This window comes from Megamonas funiformis, assembly GCF_010669225.1.
GTDB lineage: Bacteria > Bacillota > Negativicutes > Selenomonadales > Selenomonadaceae > Megamonas > Megamonas funiformis.
This window is the reverse complement of the sequence record NZ_CP048627.1, coordinates 1399296-1419260: the sequence shown is the minus strand read 5'-3', so window position 1 is coordinate 1419260 and position 19965 is coordinate 1399296. Positions and strand designations below refer to the sequence as shown.

At 31.6% G+C, this 19965-nt stretch carries 20 protein-coding genes; 16 read left to right on the top strand and 4 right to left on the bottom strand.

Annotated features, from left to right (window positions below; translation table 11 throughout):
* Positions 1-13 precede the first annotated feature (13 nt).
* From GXM21_RS07190 to GXM21_RS07185, 3 genes are all read right to left on the bottom strand, one after another.
* Entirely contained in the window at positions 14-742 is a 729-nt protein-coding gene (locus tag GXM21_RS07190) for a DUF362 domain-containing protein (RefSeq protein ID WP_008537691.1), read from the bottom strand.
* Positions 743-859: 117 nt separating this feature from the next.
* A complete protein-coding gene (locus tag GXM21_RS13025) occupies positions 860-1042 on the bottom strand; it encodes a hypothetical protein (RefSeq protein WP_008537692.1) in 183 nt (60 codons plus the stop codon).
* Between the two features lie 93 nt (positions 1043-1135).
* A complete protein-coding gene (locus GXM21_RS07185) occupies positions 1136-3091 on the bottom strand; it encodes a sigma-54 interaction domain-containing protein (RefSeq protein WP_008537693.1) in 1956 nt (651 codons plus the stop codon).
* 203 nt (positions 3092-3294) lie between these two features.
* Here GXM21_RS07185 and GXM21_RS07180 point away from each other — a divergent pair, with 203 nt between their 5' ends.
* The 11 genes from GXM21_RS07180 (at position 3295) to ftsY (ending at position 15753) form a co-directional block, all read left to right on the top strand.
* Positions 3295-3537, top strand: coding sequence for a hypothetical protein (locus tag GXM21_RS07180; protein WP_008537694.1), 243 nt, complete (start codon positions 3295-3297; stop codon positions 3535-3537).
* Positions 3538-3542: 5 nt separating this feature from the next.
* On the top strand, positions 3543-5027 hold the full coding sequence (locus tag GXM21_RS07175) for a sodium:solute symporter family protein (protein WP_008537696.1): 1485 nt from the start codon (positions 3543-3545) through the stop codon (positions 5025-5027).
* 32 nt (positions 5028-5059) lie between these two features.
* Entirely contained in the window at positions 5060-5818 is a 759-nt protein-coding gene (locus GXM21_RS07170; RefSeq protein WP_008537698.1) for a creatininase family protein, read from the top strand.
* 18 nt (positions 5819-5836) lie between these two features.
* Positions 5837-6700: a PLP-dependent aminotransferase family protein gene (locus GXM21_RS07165; RefSeq protein ID WP_008537699.1), complete on the top strand. Its 864-nt coding sequence runs from the start codon at positions 5837-5839 to the stop codon at positions 6698-6700.
* Between the two features lie 162 nt (positions 6701-6862).
* A complete protein-coding gene (locus GXM21_RS07160) occupies positions 6863-7501 on the top strand; it encodes a nucleoside recognition domain-containing protein (RefSeq protein ID WP_008537700.1) in 639 nt (212 codons plus the stop codon).
* 14 nt (positions 7502-7515) lie between these two features.
* On the top strand, positions 7516-8004 hold the full coding sequence (locus GXM21_RS07155) for a YjiG family protein (RefSeq protein ID WP_008537701.1): 489 nt from the start codon (positions 7516-7518) through the stop codon (positions 8002-8004).
* Positions 8005-8019: 15 nt separating this feature from the next.
* Positions 8020-9213, top strand: coding sequence for a beta-aspartyl-peptidase (gene iadA / locus GXM21_RS07150; protein ID WP_008537702.1), 1194 nt, complete (start codon positions 8020-8022; stop codon positions 9211-9213).
* Positions 9214-9363: 150 nt separating this feature from the next.
* Positions 9364-10008, top strand: coding sequence for an HAD family hydrolase (locus GXM21_RS07145; protein WP_008537703.1), 645 nt, complete (start codon positions 9364-9366; stop codon positions 10006-10008).
* Positions 10009-10191: 183 nt separating this feature from the next.
* A complete protein-coding gene (locus GXM21_RS07140; RefSeq protein WP_008537704.1) occupies positions 10192-11223 on the top strand; it encodes an HlyD family secretion protein in 1032 nt (343 codons plus the stop codon).
* A 39-nt stretch (positions 11224-11262) separates the two neighbouring features.
* Positions 11263-14823 (top strand): chromosome segregation protein SMC, encoded by a 3561-nt coding sequence (gene smc, locus GXM21_RS07135; protein ID WP_008537706.1) that lies wholly within the window; start codon positions 11263-11265, stop codon positions 14821-14823.
* Between the two features lie 3 nt (positions 14824-14826).
* A complete protein-coding gene (ftsY, locus tag GXM21_RS07130; RefSeq protein ID WP_008537707.1) occupies positions 14827-15753 on the top strand; it encodes a signal recognition particle-docking protein FtsY in 927 nt (308 codons plus the stop codon).
* 78 nt (positions 15754-15831) lie between these two features.
* On the opposite strand, the gene GXM21_RS07125 is transcribed toward ftsY, so the two are convergent.
* Positions 15832-16305: a nucleoside deaminase gene (locus GXM21_RS07125; protein ID WP_008537708.1), complete on the bottom strand. Its 474-nt coding sequence runs from the start codon at positions 16303-16305 to the stop codon at positions 15832-15834.
* A 202-nt stretch (positions 16306-16507) separates the two neighbouring features.
* Here GXM21_RS07125 and GXM21_RS13125 point away from each other — a divergent pair, with 202 nt between their 5' ends.
* From GXM21_RS13125 to GXM21_RS07100, 5 genes are all read left to right on the top strand, one after another.
* Entirely contained in the window at positions 16508-16633 is a 126-nt protein-coding gene (locus GXM21_RS13125) for a uracil permease (RefSeq protein ID WP_008537709.1), read from the top strand.
* 134 nt (positions 16634-16767) lie between these two features.
* Positions 16768-17874, top strand: coding sequence for an RNA-guided endonuclease InsQ/TnpB family protein (locus tag GXM21_RS07115; RefSeq protein ID WP_008537710.1), 1107 nt, complete (start codon positions 16768-16770; stop codon positions 17872-17874).
* A gap of 102 nt (positions 17875-17976) precedes the next feature.
* A complete protein-coding gene (gene uraA, locus GXM21_RS07110) occupies positions 17977-19152 on the top strand; it encodes a uracil permease (protein WP_008537712.1) in 1176 nt (391 codons plus the stop codon).
* Between the two features lie 212 nt (positions 19153-19364).
* On the top strand, positions 19365-19613 hold the full coding sequence (locus GXM21_RS07105) for a type II toxin-antitoxin system Phd/YefM family antitoxin (protein WP_008537714.1): 249 nt from the start codon (positions 19365-19367) through the stop codon (positions 19611-19613).
* Positions 19614-19874 carry a Txe/YoeB family addiction module toxin gene (locus GXM21_RS07100; RefSeq protein ID WP_008537715.1) on the top strand — a complete coding sequence of 87 codons (261 nt, stop codon included), beginning with the start codon at positions 19614-19616 and terminating at the stop codon, positions 19872-19874.
* The last annotated feature ends 91 nt before the right edge of the window (positions 19875-19965 follow it).

The window sequence follows — 19965 nt, the reverse complement described above, 5'->3', positions numbered from 1 at the left end:
TCTTTAATCATTTTTAATCAATAGAAATTAATTCATATTGAGGATTACCCATTTTTAAATCGCGCATAGCGGTCAATTGATGTAATCCATGACGCGATTCAATACGTTCTACTAAATCTTGATTGTTTGGTTGAGCATATACTAAATCAATAGAGGCTTGGTCTATAGCAAGTAAGTCAGTTGAGACTAATATACCAATATCTGGGATTGTAGGTTCAGCAGCAGATAATCCAGCGCAATCACAATCAACAGACATTCTACGTAAAACATTAATAAAAACGATATGTTTGCCAAAATAATCAATAACAGCTTTTGCTGATTCGGCCATATTTTCCATTAGACGCCCTTTACTTGGCCATCGTCCCCAGTCAGCAGGTTGATTATCAAATGAAACGCCATGAACCATTGATTTACCAATTCTACCATCAGCACAACCGATAGCGATATTTTTCATGGAACCACCATATCCACCCATAGCATGACCTTTGAAATGGGTTAATACAATCATAGAATCATAATTAACGATATTTTTTCCCATTGAAATTTCTTGAAAATGTTTGCCATTGCGTACAGGGAGCATAACAGTACCATTTTCATCCATTATATCTACAGGGCAAAAATCCCAACCATTAACTTTTAAGGTTTCTCGATGACTTTCGGTAGTATATCTATCACCTTTATATAAGGTATTTGTTTCAACTATATTGCTATTAGGAACATGTTGTTGAAAAACGCAAACCATATCTCTAGGCAAAATATTTGGACCATTTTTTTCGCCTGTATGAAGTTTTATAGCAGTTTTTCCATAAATACCTTCATTGATTAAGTTATATAATTTTAGCAGACTATCTGTATTAATTTAAGAAGAAAAATATACTTTGGCTTTAGAGCCAATATAATTGTCATTATTGATTTTGGTACTAGCTATTACTGGTGATTGAGCAAAAGAATGAGAAATATTATCCGTTAAGCCATAAGTTGCTGCTCCAATAACTGCACCACCGGCTACTTTGAAAAAATCACGTCTAGAAAATTTTTTCATAAAAATCTCCTCCTGTAAATGATTTTATTATTATTTTAATCATACATCTTGGAGTTTACTTTAGGTCAAGAAAATAATTTTATAGTAATGATTTTAAATGACTTTTAAACTGTATTTACCAAAACCTATTTGAATGCGGTTTTCTTCATGTAAGACGTTTAAAACTTCACGGATTTTATTTTCAGAAACGGAGAATTTATGAGCTAAGGAACGTCGACCAACAGGTTGGCGAAGTGTATTACAACGTTTGATTTCAGCAAAAATTTCTTCTTTTAAATCAATGATATCATTAGGAGTTTTAAAAATTTCAGATTTAATATCTTCTGGCAAATCACTGCTTTGAGGTGGTTCATTAGGGCAAATATTAGCTAGATATTCAACTACATTTTGAAGTTCACGAATATTTCCAGGCCATGAATAGTTTTGAAGACAAATTTTTATATTAGAAAAATATAATTTGGCATCTAAAGATAAAGGTTTATATTTTTTATAAAAATTATATGCAAGTGGTAAAATATCTTCTTTGCGTTCACGCAGTGCAGGCATTTTTATAGGAAGTACATTTAAGCGATAATATAAATCTTCTCGCATCAATCCAGCTTTGATATGTTCTTTTAAATTGTGATTAGTGGCAACAATGACGCGAACATCAATAGGAATTATTTTTATACTACCTACACGACGAATTTGACGTTCCTGAAGGACACGCAATAATTTCACTTGGAATGGCAAAGGGGCATCACCAATTTCATCTAAAAATAATGTTCCTTTATGAGCTGCTTCAAATAAACCCGAAGAACCGCCTTTTTTAGCACCTGTGAAAGAACCTTCTACATAACCAAATAATTCTGATTCTAAAAGTGTTTCTGAAAGTGCAGCAAAATTAATGGCGACGAAAGGTCCTGAACTGCGATTGGAAGCATTGTGAATACTTTGAGCTAATAATTCTTTACCCGTACCAGATTCACCTTGGATAAATACTGTAGAGTCGGATTTTGCCATTTTTTGCGCGAGTGATAATACTTTTTGTAGTGCTGGACTTTTACCAACGATATGAGAAAAATCATAACGTGCAATATTTTGTTCTTGGTATAAACGACGACGTACTGATTCTTCAAGGCGATGAATTTCGGATACATCTTTTAATACAAATAATTTGCCATTATCGCTGTTTTTAGCATAGAGGGGAATTTCTGATATTAAAAGTTCATGAGAAGGCAATTTTAATATACCTTCTTTTCGAGGATTATTTACTGTTTGGAAAAAAGTATCATCTAAGAAATTTTCACTATCTTGCCCAATTAATTTCGTCGCTTTTTGAGCAAAGATTTTTTCAGCAATAGGATTAAAAACAGATATTTTATTTTCTTTATTGATAGCTATTAATCCATCATGAACATTATTGATGACGGTTTTAAATCTTTCTTTCATTTTGCTACTATCTTTTAATAATTTATTACCTGTTTTTATTAATTTAATAATATCTTGAATATATTTAGCTGATAAAATATTAGCGAATTTATCTAAAATATCAAAATGAGTGAGAATTTCAATGATAGAAGTAATATCAACTAAGCGAGTTTTTATATCAATAATATGATTTACAAATCCCGGAACATGTTCAGTTTCGCCAGGAGTAATAGCTATTTTTAATTTAGGATAATTGTCTATTCCAGGATAATAAGGATAATAGTTTATATGGTCTATACCTAATGCTTGCAATAATAAAATAGTTTCTTCTGCACTATCTTTAGAATCATTAACTAATAATACATCACTATATTTAGGCAGTTTAAATAGTTTGCCAATTTCATGATAATTTATAGAGCGTCGTGCAATAATATAAGGTACATTTGCAGGGCGAAAATTAATTCTTTCAAATGCATATTCGCTGGAATAGAGGATTAAGTCAACTTCTAAGTTTGTTGGTGGAGGCGAAGATGAATAATAATATTTGATATCTACTGAGGAATAAAGAATATTACATAATTGTTCATAAATAGTATGAGCAGTATTATATCCTACAGAAATGATGACTAATTTTTTCATTTTATATTTATCTCCTAATGGGAATTTAATGGTAATTTATAATAATATACCCTATATTATCAAAATAAATGGTATTTATCAATTTATAAAAGGTTATGATTTTTAAGTGTTTCTTGGTTCTTCTATGTACAAATGTTTACTTGGCATGGAAATTGCATGATTATATTAGTGAAACTTTATATACTGATAAGGGAGGTTTTATTATGAACCCATTTAGTAATTCTTTTGAAAAGAAATGGACTTTTATTTTTTTATTTATGTATGTGTTAATAATGTTGCCATTTCCTTGGTATTATGCCACTGAATACATTCCTTCATTTTTGGGAACTCCGTTATTCATCTTTGGATGGATTTTTCATGGTTTAGTAGTTATTATACTCATATTTTTATGGTGGCAAAGTTGTAAAAAACGACCAGAGTATAAAGAATTTGATGATGAGGAGTGATTTAAATGACACATTCATTAGATAATAATATTATTCCATTTTTAGCTGTTATTATTACTTATTTTGGTTTATTGACTTATATCGGTTATTATGCTACAAAGCAAACTCGAACTCTTAGAGATTATTTCACAATGAGTGGTAAGGCAGGAGCTTTGCTTAGTGGTCTTGCATATTTTTCAACTCAATATAGTATGAGTACATTTATGGGTGTGCCAGGCACTATTTATAAAGTAGGTTATGCTGGAATGTCTGTATCTGTGCCAGGTATTGCTTTTAGTATGGTTATTCCTGCTTTACTTGTTGGTAGAAGATTAATTCGCTTGGGTCATCGTTATCGTATGCTTACTATGGCAGATTACATATCTGATAGATATGAGTCCACTTTAATGCGTGCGTTATTGGCTATTATTATGATTTTATTCTTAGTACCAATGATGGGAGCGCAAACAATTGGAGCTGGAATTATTTTTAAAACATATACTGGTGCTCCAGAATGGGTTGGTATTGTAGTCATGGGTATAACTGTTATACTTTATTGTATGGCAGGTGGTATTAGAAGTATTATGATTACAGATGTTATTCAGGGTATTTTAATGGTAGCAACAGCTGTAGTTACTTTCTTTGTATCTTTGCAATTAGGTGGAGGTCTTGAAGTAATTAATCAGCATTTAGCAGATACTGATATGAGTTTATTATCTCATCCTGGACAAAATAATTCTATGCCATGGCAAAATTATGTTTCTATGATCATCATGTGGAGTTTCTTTACAATTGGACAGCCACATTTATTTACAAAATTTTTCACTATGAAAAACTACAATGTAATGTTTAAAGCAGTATTATTGGGAACTTTAGGTATGTGGTTTTCTGCTACACTCATTGAATGGTGTGGTGTAACAGGTAGAATGTCTTTCCCTAATCTCACAGGAACAGATACAGACTTTATCGTACCTCTTATTTTACAAGCAGGCGTTCATCCTGTAATTTCTTCTTTGATGGTGGCTGGTATTTTCTCTGCAGGTATGTCAACTGTAAGTGGTGTATTAATTACTTCCACAAGTGCTGTAACTCGTGATTTATATCAAAAAATATTTAATAAAGAAGCTACAGATAAAGATGCATTTATTATGTCTCGTTATGTAACAGTTGGTTTGGGCGTATTAGCTATTTGTATTGGTATTTATAAACCATCTTCAATTTTTCAATTAGTTTTATTCTCTTTTGGTGGTTTAGGTATTTGGGCAGCTCCGATTTTAGCTGGTCTTTATTGGAAACGTGCAACAAAAATTGGTGCATTTGCGTCTGTAATCGTTGGTGAAATCGTATATATTTTATTGACAACTACTTTTACATCTTTAACATTTGGTTTCAATCCATTAATCGTGGCATGGATTATTGCTATGGTGGTATTGATTGTAGTGAGCTTGTGTACAAAACCTGCATCAGCAGAAACAATCAGACGTCATTTTGATGATTTAGAAAAATGTTAATTTGATTTTAATGAATAAAGAAGGTATTAATTATGTATTTAGCACATTTAAATTGGCAACAAGCAAAAAGAGCTTTCGCAAAAGATGATTTAGTAGCAATTATTCCTATTGGAAGTACAGAACAACATGGCCCTGTAGGTCCTTTGGGAACAGATTTTTTAATTCCTGATTATTTTGCTAAACAGATAGAAAAACGCACAGAAGTTTTGATTGTGCCTACAGTTCCTTTTGGTATAGCTACACATCATGTGGAATTTTCGGGAACTATTGATATTGGTTTTGATGGCTTATATGCTGTTATTAAAGGTATTGTAGATGGTTTAAGTCGTCATGGCGTGAAGAAATTTGTATTTTTAAATGGTCATGGTGGTAATACTCCTGCTTTGGATAAAGTAGCATTAGAAGCGAATAAAAAAGGTTGTCTTTGTGCTCAAATTGATTGGTGGTCACTTGCTCCAATGCTCAATCCTGAATGGAAAGGTGGTCATGGTGATGGACAAGAAGTTTCCATGATTATGGCTATTGATGAAAATTTAATAAATAAAGATGATTTAATGGAAACAAAGGTAAATCATTTATCGGATAAATTAAAAAATATACATTTAAATGCAGTTGATTTTAAAGGCGCAACTATAAAAGTAATTCGCAGTGTAGATAAAGTGGTAAATAGCGGTGGCTATGGCGGAAGTGATTCTTATAGTGCAAATAAACAATGGGGCGAAGATATGAAAGTAGCTTTGCTTGATTATATTGTTGATTTTGTAAATGAATTTAAATCTGTAAAACTATAATTAGATAGGATAATTATTATGTTTAAACGCAGAGATTATTTTAAAGAAGATAGACAAAAACCATGGTCAATAAAAGATGAACCTGTTACTTGCGAAGCTTTAGCTGATACAGAAGCAAGAACATATCCAGATATGTTTGAGGCATATAAAAATTTTGCACAGACATATAATTTATCAAGGGATAGTTTTATCTTAACTAATGGCTGTGAAAATGCAGTGAGAATTATTTTTGAAGCACTTCGACCTAAATATGCTTATATTGAAAATCCTTCATGGGGTTTGGTAGAAGTACTGGCTAATGGTTTGTTATATCCTCGACCTGAGGAAACACCTGAAGAAAAGCGAATTTTTCTAGTAGATTATGAGTTTAAAAATGAAAAATTTGTTTTAGGGGATTATCCTTTAAAATTACCACAAGAAAATTCTTTGTTTTATGTTACTGATAAATATAATAATGTTTTTGAGCATGAAGTACTTCAAGATAGAAATGAATATGCTAAATATACTATTGTTGATGAAACTTATTCAGCTAAAATATTGAGAGATAGTAATAGAGAAATACCTGAAAATGTTTTTGTAATTGGTTCATATTCTAAGTTTTGTGGTGCGGGAATACGTTTAGGCTATATTTTATATAATCCTAAATGGAATAACTTAATGCAATTACTAAGAGAAGAATGTATTTCTAAATTAGCAGAAAAATATACAAGTATACACATGCCAGAAATACATTTACCAGAATTTGATGGCGATTTTGTTTGTAAGTCTAATAATTATGTTATAGTAAAAGCTGATAGTTATACAGGTGATAAACGAAGAATTAATCGAGAGTTTGAGGTTTCAGGTATAAAATTTTATAAATTAGGATTATCCTTAAAATGATTTTAATGGGAATTTTATATTTTAAGTTTTATAAAATTCCCATTAAGTTTTTATAATAAAACACAAAAGTACTTTTATATTAGATTGTTGTATCTATTAAATTGTTGGCACGAAAATTGCATATAATAAAATAGTGAAATATTTTATTAGGGAGAGATACAAATGGATAAACAGAAAAATAATGATGTAAAAATCTCTGTGCCATGGTATGGTTATGTAGTTTTTGTGTTGGCAATTTTATTATTTTCAGGGATCTTTTCTTCGTCTGATGGAGTTTTACGTGCTTTAGATTTCAATGTATTGAATGGTAGTTTTGGACAGATACCAACTGATAAAGCTATGAGCTTTAGAGGTGCTGGCGGTAGCGGTGCTAAAGATGGCTTTTTATTTGCTTTAGAACTTATTCCTGCTGTTATTTTAGCTTTAGGGATTGTAAATGTCATTGATGGTTTGGGTGGATTGAAGGCTGCTCAAAAATTAATGAACCCATTATTAAAACCTTTACTTGGTGTACCAGGTGTTTCTGCACTTGCAAATATTGCTAATATGCAAAGTACAGATGCTGCTGCTGGTATGGTTAAAGAATTAGTTGATGAAGGAAAATTAACAGATAAAGAACGCTCTGTTATCATCACTTATCAAACAAGTGGTAGTGCTTTTGTAACAAATTACTTTTCTTCTGGTGCTGCTGCTTTTAGTATTTTACTTGCACCAATTATCGTACCTTTACTTGTAATTTTTGTATTTAAAATTGTGGGTGCAAATTTAATGCGTTTATATTTTAAATTTATTGGACAATAAGTGAGGTAAGATAAATGAGCGACAATAAAGTAGAAGTTATTCAGAAAAAAACAATTTTGGATTTATTCATTGATGGTGCTAGAAAGGGTTTTACTATTGGTACTACTAGTTTGTTACCAAATGTAATGATGGCATTTGTAATTATTCGTATTTTAGATGTTACAGGTCTTTTACAATTAATTGGCGTTGTATTCCAGCCAGTAATGGGGCTTTGGGGTCTTCCTGGTGAGGCAGCAACAGTTTTAATTACTGCTTTAATGAGTATGGGTGGCGGTGTAGGTGTAGCAATGAGCTTATATACTGCTGGTTCTTTAGATGCTATGCAAGTAACAGTGCTTTTACCTGCTATTTATTTGATGGGTAATCCTGTACAAAATGTGGGTCGTTGTTTAGGTATTGCTGGTGTAAGTACTAAACATTATCCTGCAATTATTTTAATTTGTGTAATTAATGCATTATTATCTATTTGGGCAATGCATTTTATTATGTTATTTTTACAATAAAAGAAGGTTGATTATATGAATACTAAAAAAACATTTTTCACATTATTAAAAAATGCACATGTAATTGCTCCAGAAGATTTAGGAGTTAAAGATATTTTAGTAGCTGGCGAAAAAATCGCTATGATAGGTGAAGGTCTTTCTTTACCAGCAATATATGATTGCGAAGTAGTTGATTGTGAAGGTAATTATGTAGTACCAGGTTTTATTGACTCTCATGTACATTTAATCGGTGGTGGCGGTGAAGGTGGTTATGCTACTAGAACACCTGAAATCCAATTAACAGATATCACAACTTCTGGTGTAACTACAGTACTTGGTCTTTTAGGTACAGATGGTGTAACTCGTCATGTAGCTAGCTTACTTGCCAAAGCTCGTGGTCTTGAAGATGAAGGCATTACAGCATATATTTATTCTGGTTCTTATGAAATTCCAACACCAACAATTACAGGTAGTGTACGCAATGATATTATTTTGATTGATAAAGTAATTGGTACTGGTGAAATTGCTATGTGCGATCATCGTTCTTCTCAATCTCCAAAAGAAGCTTATCAGCAAATTACAGCAGAAGCTCGTGTTGGCGGTATGCTTAGCGGTAAAGCTGGTGTAGTTAATATGCATTTAGGCGATGGCGAAGATGGTTTAAAAATGCTTTATGAAATCACTAAAAATGGTGAAATTCCTAAAACACAAATTATTCCAACTCATGTAAACCGCAATAAACGCTTATTTAAAGAAGCTATTGAATGGGCAAAACAAGGCGGTATTATGGACGTAACTTCTAGTGTTAGCCCAGAGTCCGGTTCTAGCCATTCTGTAAAATCCAGTGAAGCTGTAAAACAAGCATTAGAAGCTGGTGTTAATATTGAAAATATCACTATGAGTTCTGATGGTAATGGTAGTATGCCAATTTTTGATGAAGCTGGAAATAATATTGGTGTTGGTGTAGCAAGCCAGATTTCTATTTTAAATGAATTTAGAGATATGATGCAAAAAGAAAATATTGCGATTACAGATGCTATAAAAATTATTACAAGCAATATTGCTAAATTTACTAAATTATATCCAAGAAAAGGTTGCTTAGCTAATAACAGTGATGCAGATATTTTAGTATTAGATAAAGATTTACAATTACAACATGTGTGGGCAAGAGGCACTCATATGGTAGAAAATGGTAAACCTATTGTATTTGGTACTTTTGAAAAAAGATAATAGAAGATATGCAATAAAAAGTGGTAGAAAAAATCTACCACTTTTTTATTTATTAATATATTTAAACATAATAAATTGATTTTGTTATGTATTTGATAGATAATAAATATAAATATGAATAAAGAGGTGAATGCTGGAAACAGCGAATTTATGTTAAAAGCAGTTATTTTTGATTTTGATGGTACAATAGGAGACACTTTAAAATTAGTTATTGAGTCAATCAGAGAAGCAGTAAGTCCTTTTATAGATAGAGAATTATCTGATGATGAAATAGCAGATACATTTGGACCTATAGAAGAAGGTAGCATTTTAAAATTTGTAGATGAAAAAGACTATGAAGAAGCTTGCAAACGATTATATGATGCTTATGCAAGATTACATAGAGAAATAACACCAAAACCATTTGCAGGTGTTGTGGATTTAATAAAATATTTGAAAAGTAAAAATCTCATTGTAATTTTGGCTACAGGTAAAGGTGCAAAAACTTGTGAAATATCTTTGAAGCAGTATCAAATGGAAAATCTTTTTGATAAAATAAAAACTGGCTCCATAAAAGGTGGTATAAAACCACAAATGATGCAAGAAGTTATCGATGAATATAAATTATCAGCAGATGAAGTGATTTATATTGGTGATGCACCAACTGATATTGATGCAGCTAGACAAGTTGGTGTAAAAATAGCTTCTGTATTGTACGGAACAAGAATAGAAGAAGAAGCCGTAAAAGCTAAAAATCCAGATGCAATTTGTTATTCTATTGAGGACGTTAAAAAGTATTTAACTAGTTTGATTTAAGAGAAAAATAAATATTATTATTTTGTTATAATTTCATTAGAAATGGGCTATTTTGTTGTATAAATTATCTTTTTGTGGTATTTTTAATACTAGCTGTAAGAATATATACAGCCTTTCTCATTTATTTAGATATATGTTGAATGAGAAAGGATTTTTTTATTGCTGAAGATGGGAGGTACTATTATGGAAAAAGATATTACAAAAAAAATAAAACCATTTATAATTTATAGTGTTCCTATAATTCTACTTATAGCTGTTGTAGCTATTTTTGGTGTATATAAATGGAACCAGGGACAAGGAATTATTAATATTAATGATGCAAAACTCACAAGTTCTAAAGTTATGGTTATAGCTCAAAATGATGGAACATTGACAGAGCTTTTAGTAAATGATGGTGATAAGGTAGAAGCAGGTCAAGTTATTGCTAAAATGAAAGTAGTTGTAACACCTGAACAAATTGAAGCTTTGCAAAAGGCATATGACGAAGCAAAAGTAAATTATGATACTTTAGAGCAACAAGTAAAAGCCTCTATGGTAGTAAGTCAGCCAGTAGTTACAAGTTCTTCGACAGGAAATGTAGCAGCAGCTCAAGCTAGATTAGATGCAGCCGCAGCAAATAAACAGAAGATGGATAAATTATATTCTATAGGTGCTGTAAGTGCGACACAATATGCGGAAGCACAATCAGAATATGCAGCAGCACAAAGTGCTTTAGCGGCAGCAAGTACACCACAAGTTGTAGAACAACAAGCAAGTGTTTCTTCTGCTCCATCTAAAGAATTATCAGAAGCATTAGCTACAGCTCAAATTCAATTAAATCAAGCAAAAGCAGCTTTAGACCAAGCTCAATCTGATGATAATTTTGCCGATATTACAGCTCCAGTTAGTGGTATTATATATTTAACTGATTTTAAACAAGGTAATGAATTAAAACGAGGCGATGTATTCATCAATGTGGGTAATACTAAAAATTTATGGGTAGAAGCACCACTTACAGAAGAACAATATGCTAAAGTACATCAAGGTCAATTTGTGCATTATTCTGTTGATGATATGGATTTAACAGGTACTGTCTTAGAGGTAACACATCAAGATAGTGAAGATGAAGAAAATAAAAATTTAGTTACAGCAGCAAAAATTTCTTTCCCTGATGAATTAAAAGATAAAGTTTTACCTGGTGCTGATGTAACAGTTCAAATAACAATAGATAGATAGTAGTTTATGAAATAGAAACAACAATGGACGGTGAAAACTTTGCTGTTAAAGCGATTAGAAGCGTATGGATTTAAATCATTTGCAGATAAATTAGAAGTAGAATTTGATGAGGGCATAACAGCAATTGTAGGGCCTAATGGGAGTGGTAAGAGTAATATTACAGATGCCATTCGTTGGGTTTTAGGGGAACAAAATGTGCGCAATTTGCGTGGAAATAAGGCAGAAGATATTATTTTCACAGGTAGCTCCACAAGAAGACCTCTTGGTGCAGCGGAAGTTTCCGTTACTTTTGATAATAGTGATGGTAAATTGCCTATAGATTTTCAGGAAGTAATGATTACAAGACGCATATTTCGTTCCGGTGAAAGTGAATTTTTAATCAATAAAACAAAATGTCGTTTAAAGGATATTTATAATTTATTTGCCGACACAGGATTGGGTAAAAATTCTATAAGTGTTATTAGTCAGAATAAAGTAGATGAAGTTTTAAATACAAAGCCAGAAGAGCGAAGATATTTCTTTGAAGAATGTGCGGGAATTACTAAATATCGTGAACGAAAACGCGAAGCTGTACGAAAATTAGATAATACACAGGCAAATGTTGTACGTTTAAATGATATTGTAAGTGAGATTGAAAAACAGTTAGAACCTTTAAAAGAACAAGCTGATAAAACTAGACGATATAATGTCATTGATAAAGAATATAAAGATTGTAGACTCACGCAGATTTTGTATAAATATGAAAATCTTTCAGCTGAAAATAATAAACTGGATTTAGAGATAAAAGGTTATGAACAAGAAAGAGCTTCATTAGAGGCCACAGTTTCTGTTTCTGAAAGTGAAAAAATCGCTAAAAAAAGTGAGATAAATAAATTAGAACAGAAAATAAAATTGCTTGGTGAAAATAATCAAAAAATCCATGAAGAAATAGAACGCAGTCGCAATCAAGCCACTTTATTACAAGAGCGTATACGACAGAGTTGTCAGTCTCAACAGCGTTTAGAGGAAAGACAAAATCAGACAAAAGAAGAATTAAAAATATCTTTAGCTGATGGAGAAGAACTAAAAAGAAAAGCTCAGATTGCTAATAATACTGCAGATAAATTGGAACTTGCCCTGCAAGAAGAAAATTCAAGTGTACAAAAAGTAGAAAATGATATTAAAGCGAAAGAAGAAGAAATTAAATTAAAGCAAGAGCAAGATAATGAAAAGCGCAAGCAGATAGAAGAACAAAATAAGGTATTACTATTGTTAAAGCGAGATATGTCTGATATAGATGTAAATATTGAAAATCAACATAGTGCGCATAAAAATGCAATTAATGAAAAAATAGAAAAAAATACAGCTAAGGAATTATTACAGGTAGAGATTGATAATATCAATAAAAAGGTACAGGCTAAACAAGAAAGTATTAATTCTCAACAAAGTAATTTAGATGAACTTATAAAAGTTTGCAAAGAAGCTACAGAATTTATCAATGAAACTCGCCAAAATGTGCGTATGGCAGAGGAAAAAGTAAAATTTTTCCAAGAAATGCAAGCATCATATGAAGGCTTTGGCAAAGCTGTAAAAAGAGTTTTAAAAGCGGATAAATCATGGCAAAAGGGTATTTGTGGTGTTGTAGCTGAATTGATAAAGGTAGAAGATCCTTTTATTACAGCTATTGAAGTAGCTCTTGGTTCTGCTATGCAAAATGTAGTTACTAAAGATACAGATACTGCAAAATCAGCAATTAATTATTTGAAAGAAAATAAATTTGGTCGTGTAACTTTTATGCCATTGACTACTGTTCAGCCACATAAAAATAAACGCACTGAAATTGAACCAGGTAAACATGGTTTTATCGCTTATGCAGATGAACTTGTAAATATTGATGAAGAATATAAAGTGATAACTCAATCTTTATTAGGTAGAATTTTAGTAGTTGATGATGTGGATAATGCTTTAAAGTTGGCTAAGTTATATGATTATCGTTTGCGTATCGTAACTTTAGAAGGTGAATTATTGCAGCCTGGTGGTGCTATTGCTGGTGGTAGTAGCCAAAGCAAGGAAGCAGGTTATTTACACCGTAAAGGTGAGTTATTAGAATTAAAAGATTATCTAGCTAGTGAACGTAAAGTATTACGTGATGCGAAAAATAAATATGAAGATGATGAAGCAAAACGCGTGGCTTTGGCAGAAAATATCAATCGTTTGCAAAAAGATTGGCAAGAGTTATCTTTATTATTAGCACAGAAAAAAGTAGAATTTAAACAATTAGAAAATTGGTTTGTAAATCAAGAAGATATCTTAAAAGCTATAGATAATCGCATATCTGCTTTAATCGTGAAAAAAACGGCTATTGAAGCAGATATTGAAAAACAAACAGCTAAAATTACTCAAATGGAAGCTCAAGTTGATGAAAAACAAAATCTTTATGAAGATATTTACAATGAGATTGAAGTATTGAAACATGATTTAAAAATTCGTCAACAAAAGGTAATGCAAAAACAAATTAGCTGTACAGAGGCAAGACAAGAAGTCATTCGTTATAATGATAAATTGAATTTGTTGACAGGACAGGCAGAAAGATTTAAGGCATTTTTAGCTGATAGTGATAAAGAAATGGCTGAATTACAAAAAGTCATTGATGATAGTTTAGCTGAATTAAAACAATTAGAAGAATCTGTAGCTAATTTGGAAAAGTTAAAAACTGATGGTAAAGAAGAATACAATACTTTATATAAAAGACAATTAGGTATGCGAAGTGAATTGTCTGATATGGACGAAGAACGTGCTAAAATTGCAAGTAAAGTAGGCGTTATCAAGGATAAAATTCATAAATGTGAAGTAAGTGTAGCTAAATTGGAAACTGAAATTAAGCAGTGCTTGCAAAGTATGCAAGAAGAATATGAATTGACTCCACAAGAAGCTTTAAATCATCGTTTAGAACTTGATGAAAATGAGCTGAAATCTAAATTAAAAAAATTAGATAAAGAATTAAAAGATATTGGTCCTGTAAATCCAAATGCTATCAACGAATATGAAACATTAAATGAGCGTTATAGCTTTATGAGTAAACAAATTGAGGATTTAGTCAAGGCTAAAGAAGATTTAACAAAAATCATTGAGCAGATAGATAAAACAATGTCTACACAATTTAGCTTGGCTTTTGATAAAATAAAAGTATATTTTAATGATATTTTTAAACGTTTGTTTGGTGGTGGCAATGCAAAATTAATTTTAACAAATAAAGAAGATATCTTAAGTTCAGGTATTGAAATTGAAGTAGAACCACCAGATAAAAAACCACAGAGTCTAGCTGTATTATCAGGTGGGGAAAGAACGCTTACAGTTATAGCATTACTGTTTGCATTTTTCACTTATAATCCTGCACCATTTAGTGTATTAGATGAAATTGATGCTCCATTAGATGAAGCAAATGTCAAACGTTTCGCGAAGTTTTTAAAAGATTATGCCAAACGCACTCAATTTATTTTAGTAACACATCGTAAGGGAACAATGGAGTCTGCTGATGTTATGTATGGTGTAACTATTGAAGATGCTGGTGTATCTAAGTTGATATCTGTTCGTTTAGAAGATTTTGAGGAAAGAGGTTAAAAGATGGGATTTTTTAGTAAATTAAAAGAAGGTCTTACAAAAACACGTAAATCTCTAACAGAGAAAATTGAAAAAGTAATTATTGGTTATGCTGATATTGATGATGATTTATTAGATGAATTAGAAGATGCTTTAATTCAAGCTGATGTAGGGGTAAAAACTTCTTTACAATTAATGGACGATGTTCGTGCTGGTATTAAGAAAAAACAGATTAACTCTCCAGAAGATTTAAAACCATTCTTGATTAAACGTATTACAGAAATGTTAAATGAAGGTTCTGATGAAACAAACATTGCTAAATCTGGGCCTACAGTAATTTTAGTAATCGGTGTAAATGGTGTAGGTAAAACTACAACTATTGGTAAATTAGGTAGATATTATAAAGAACAAGGCAAAAATGTCATGTTTGCAGCAGCAGATACTTTCCGTGCAGCGGCTATTGACCAATTAGAAATTTGGGGTCAAAGAGTAAATGTTCCTGTGATTAAACATGAAGAAGGTTCAGATCCAGCAGCAGTAGTATTTGATGCTGTGAAAGCTGCTATCGCAAGAAAAGTGGATATACTCATCATTGATACAGCAGGACGTTTGCATAATAAAGCTAATTTAATGACAGAATTAAATAAAATTCAAAGAGTTATTAAACGTGAAATAGCAGAAGCTCCACATGAAACATTATTAGTATTAGATGCTACAACAGGACAAAATGCAATTAGCCAAGCTGAATTGTTCACAAAATCAGCTCCTATTTCTGGATTGGTATTGACTAAATTAGATGGTACTGCTAAGGGTGGTGTAGTAATTGGCTTAAAATCTGAACTTAGTATGCCAGTAAAATGGATTGGCGTAGGTGAAGGTATGGACGATTTACGACCATTTGTAGCTAATGACTTTGCAGCGGCTTTGTTTAACCAAAAAGTAGAAGAATAATATAATTAAATAATTGTCTATTTGATGATAATAAAAATAATAAAAAGAGGATAAGTATAAAACTTATCCTCTTTGTTTTTAGTAGATTGTTTTGTCTGTTTTTTGTGCAAAGTTATCAAAGGATTTTATAGTGATATCTCTACCAAATTGTTCTAAATCTAAAACGGAGATATCTTGGCATTTTCCTTCAATATAGTTGTAGATGAAATCATCTCTAAAACCAATTTTATCAGCATCTTTAGCTGTGTTTCCATAATAAACTTTTTTAATGTTTGCCCAAATAGTAGCAGAAAGGCACATTGGACATGGATAGCAAGATGTATAGAGTTCACAACCTGTTAAATCATGAGTACCTAAGTTTTGACAAGCATCACGAATAGCTTCAACTTCGGCATGACAAGTTGGATCATGTTTTATAAGTACACGATTATGACCACGACCTACGATTTTGCCATCTTTTACAATAACTGCACCGAAAGGGCCACCTTCATTAGTTGTTAAATTACTATCAGCTTCTTGAGTTGCAATAAGCATAAATTCTTCTTTAGTCATAAAAAATCTCCTATTCATAATAAAATATATAGGAAAAAATAATGTTTTTATTTTTTGCCTATATAAATATAAATTAAAAGCGGTAAATATGCAATAATCTTTTGGTTTTTAATAAATATTTTTATTTTTAAATAGATAGATATGATTTCTTATGATAAAATAACTAAGGAATTTTTTATTTATTTATGAAAGCGAGGACAAAATGAAAAAGTTTTATGACGTAGAAGAAAAAGTGCCTTTGTTGCAAGGAATTCCACTTAGTTTACAACATTTGTTTGCTATGTTTGGTTCTACAGTGTTAGTTCCTTTTTTACCAAATGTGCCGTAAAGCCCCGTGCTTTAGCACTGGGGATATAAGGCACGTCCGACGAATTTGCGTAAGCAATTGAAGTCGGACCATTTTATTTTGTATATTCATATGCTATCATATAACTACGAATAACAATAAAGGCGGTGAGATAAATGAAAACCTATTGCTTTAAGCTATATAACTCTAAACGAAATAAAAAACTTCATAGGCAGATTAATGCGGCAGGTCTCATTTATAATCACTGCATTGCAATTCACAAACGGTACTATCGTTTATTTAAAAAATCATTGCACAAATTTGTTCTGCAGAAACACTTAACTAAACTGAAAAAACGGGCAAAATTCAGCTATCTTAAAGAAATAGGTTCACAATCAGTACAAAATATAACTGAACGCATAGACCGTGCCTATAAGTTGTTTTTCAGAAATCAGAAGCATAATGTCCGTTCAGCTCCTCCGTCGTTTAAAAAGATACGTAAATATAAATCATATACTTTGAAAACGTCCGGTTGGAAATTATTGGGTGGAAATGTTATTAGAATTGCCAATCAGAAATATCGCTATTTTAAATCGCGGGATATTGACGGAAAAGTAAAGACCGTAACCATAAAGCGCGATGCTTTAGGCGATATTTATTTGTATTTTTCCTGTGAAACAAATGAAAATGAAGTCTTAACAAGAACAGGTGAAAGCGTCGGTTTTGACTTCGGGTTAAAGATATTTCTCACAGGTTCAGAACGGAAAAATATCATCTCTCCGCTGTTTTTCAAGCAGAATGCAAAATTAATTGTTAAAGCTAACCGCAATTTATCCCGTAAACAAAAAGCTTCTAACAATCGCCAAAAAGCAAGACTGAATTTGGCAAGACTGCATAAAAAAGTAACGAATATGCGCCGTGATTTTCATTGGAAAACGGCACAGTATCTCACTGGTAAATATGCCTTAATCTCTATCGAAAATTTGAATTTAAAAGCCATGCAGAAACGTTTCGGCAGAAAGATATCCGATTTAGGTTTTGCCGATTTTGTAAACAAGTTGAAGTATGAAACACAAAAGGCAGGTTCCAACGTTGTTGAAGTAGGAAATTTCTTTCCGTCAAGTCAGCTATGCAGTAATTGTGGCTATCAAAACAAAGAACTCAAAGAATTGAGAATAAGAGAATGGACTTGTCCAAAATGCGGTAAACATCATGATAGGGATTTAAACGCCGCTATAAATATAAAGAAAGAAGGAGAAAGAATTTTTTTCTCCCGCAAGTAATAAATAAATATGGGCAGGGCGTTGTCCATTGTGGAGAGAACTCGTAAGACTGTCTTTTGATAGCAAGGTTCGTCAGTATCCCAGAATCCCCTAGCTTTAGCTATGGGGAGTACGTCAATTCATGTAAATCCAGCAACAGCTTTATTTATGAATGGTATAGGTACAATTTTGTATTTAATCATTTGTAAAGGGAAATTACCTGCTTATTTAGGTTCTAGTTTTGCATTTATTTCTCCAGTTTTAGCAGTGCTTGCTACTAGTGGACTTAGTTATGGCGATGCTCAAGGTGGATTTATAGCATTTGGTTTATCTTTTATTATTTTATCTTTTGTTGTGGGTAAATTAGGTACAGCTTGGATTGATATTATTTTGCCACCAGCTGCAATGGGTGCGGTAGTAGCAGTAATTGGTCTTGAGCTTGCACCACTTGCTTTGGATATGTCTGGTTTTATCAGTGATACAATGCAATCTCAAGGCATTCCAAATGAGCTTGCAATGATTACTTCTGTATTTACATTAGCTGTGGCAATTTTGGCTTCTGTAATTGGTAGAGGATTTTTAAGTGTAATTCCTGTATTAATTGGTGTAATTGCAGGATATATTATGGCTTTTTGTTTAGGTATTGTAGATTGGTCTGGTGTAGAAGCCGCTAGTTGGGTACAAGTACCAACTTTCTATGAACCAACTTTTAATATTCACGCTATCATGATTATTATGCCTGCATTGTTTGTAGTTTTTGCTGAACATATTGGGCATGTTGTTGTTACAAGTAGTATTGTTGATAGAGATTTAATTAAAAATCCAGGACTTAATCGTTCTTTATTTGCTGATGGTGTTTCTAATGTTTTATCTGGTTTTGTAGGCTCAACTCCTAATACTACTTATGGCGAAAATATGGGCGTTATGGCTATTACTCGTGTTTATAGTGTATGGGTAATCGGTGGAGCTGCTATTTTTGCTATTCTTTTCTCTTTTATTGGTAAAATTGCTGCGATTATTCATGCTATTCCAGTACCAGTAATGGGCGGTATTTCTGTATTGTTATTTGGTGTTATCGCTTGTTCTGGTATACGTATGCTTATAGAGAAAAAAGTTGATTATACTAGTACGAAAAATATGATACTTACTGCCGTAACTATGATAAGTGGTCTTAGTGGAGCTGCTGTAAATATTGGTCCTGTACAATTAAAAGGTATGGGCCTTGCTGTTGTCTGTGGCATGATTCTCAGCTTATCGTTTTATGTTTTTGGTAAATTAGGTATAGCTAATAAAGAATAAAGCAAAATAAAAACTCATGGGTATTTTAATCCATGAGTTTTTATTTTTATAATTGTGCCCATTTTGTGCCCATGTGCTCAAATTATAATGAATATATTTTCTCTTTTTAATTTTTAAGAATATAGATTTTGATATGCTATATATTATAATCGCTTCAAATATATTTTGACGTACGTTAATAAGTACGATATACTATATTTGAGGTGATTATAATGATTACAGCTAATGCTTCAAATTTTAGAAAGAATCTTTATAATACTTTAGAACAAGTTGCTAAATATAATCAAGTAGCAACAATTAATACTAAAGATGGCGATGTGGTATTAATTAGTGCGGATGATTATAAAAATCTTATGGAAACAATGTATTTATCTTCTATACCTAATGTGCGAGAAGATTTATTAAAAGCTAAAACTGCATCTAATGAAGATTTTGTTTCAGAAGATGAGGTTGAATGGTAATTGTATAAGATAGAATATTATAAAAAAGCATTAAAAGACATTCCAAAGCTAAAAGCAAGTGGATTAGATAAAAAAGCTAAATTATTAATTGATTTAATAAAGGAAGATCCTTTTCAAAATCCACCACCATATGAAAAACTGTTAGGAGATCTAATGGGATACTATTCTAGAAGAATTAATATTCAACATAGATTAGTATATGAAGTATTAGAAGATGAAAAAGTTATACGTATAATTCGTATGTGGACGCATTATGAATAAAACCGTTGGTATTCTTACCAACGGTTTTGTTGTTTTATAAATTGATGTTGTAGAGTATTTTATATTTTTATCTTAGTAATATTTATTGAAA

Bases quoted from the DNA above. Each gene is read 5' to 3' on its own strand.
- GXM21_RS07155 (WP_008537701.1), top strand. From the start codon at position 7,516: ATGAGCGACAATAAAGTAGAAGTTATTCAGAAAAAAACAATTTTGGAT.
- GXM21_RS07185 (WP_008537693.1), bottom strand. From the start codon at position 3,091: ATGAAAAAATTAGTCATCATTTCTGTAGGATATAATACTGCTCATACT.
- GXM21_RS07145 (WP_008537703.1), top strand. From the start codon at position 9,364: ATGTTAAAAGCAGTTATTTTTGATTTTGATGGTACAATAGGAGACACT.
- GXM21_RS07160 (WP_008537700.1), top strand. From the start codon at position 6,863: ATGGATAAACAGAAAAATAATGATGTAAAAATCTCTGTGCCATGGTAT.
- ftsY (WP_008537707.1), top strand. From the start codon at position 14,827: ATGGGATTTTTTAGTAAATTAAAAGAAGGTCTTACAAAAACACGTAAA.
- GXM21_RS07105 (WP_008537714.1), top strand. From the start codon at position 19,365: ATGATTACAGCTAATGCTTCAAATTTTAGAAAGAATCTTTATAATACT.
- GXM21_RS13025 (WP_008537692.1), bottom strand. From the start codon at position 1,042: ATGAAAAAATTTTCTAGACGTGATTTTTTCAAAGTAGCCGGTGGTGCA.
- GXM21_RS13125 (WP_008537709.1), top strand. From the start codon at position 16,508: ATGAAAAAGTTTTATGACGTAGAAGAAAAAGTGCCTTTGTTGCAAGGA.
- GXM21_RS07125 (WP_008537708.1), bottom strand. From the start codon at position 16,305: ATGACTAAAGAAGAATTTATGCTTATTGCAACTCAAGAAGCTGATAGT.
- uraA (WP_008537712.1), top strand. From the start codon at position 17,977: ATGGGGAGTACGTCAATTCATGTAAATCCAGCAACAGCTTTATTTATG.
- GXM21_RS07190 (WP_008537691.1), bottom strand. From the start codon at position 742: ATGGTTTGCGTTTTTCAACAACATGTTCCTAATAGCAATATAGTTGAA.
- GXM21_RS07140 (WP_008537704.1), top strand. From the start codon at position 10,192: ATGGAAAAAGATATTACAAAAAAAATAAAACCATTTATAATTTATAGT.
- GXM21_RS07170 (WP_008537698.1), top strand. From the start codon at position 5,060: ATGTATTTAGCACATTTAAATTGGCAACAAGCAAAAAGAGCTTTCGCA.
- GXM21_RS07165 (WP_008537699.1), top strand. From the start codon at position 5,837: ATGTTTAAACGCAGAGATTATTTTAAAGAAGATAGACAAAAACCATGG.
- GXM21_RS07115 (WP_008537710.1), top strand. From the start codon at position 16,768: ATGAAAACCTATTGCTTTAAGCTATATAACTCTAAACGAAATAAAAAA.
- GXM21_RS07175 (WP_008537696.1), top strand. From the start codon at position 3,543: ATGACACATTCATTAGATAATAATATTATTCCATTTTTAGCTGTTATT.
- GXM21_RS07180 (WP_008537694.1), top strand. From the start codon at position 3,295: ATGAACCCATTTAGTAATTCTTTTGAAAAGAAATGGACTTTTATTTTT.
- iadA (WP_008537702.1), top strand. From the start codon at position 8,020: ATGAATACTAAAAAAACATTTTTCACATTATTAAAAAATGCACATGTA.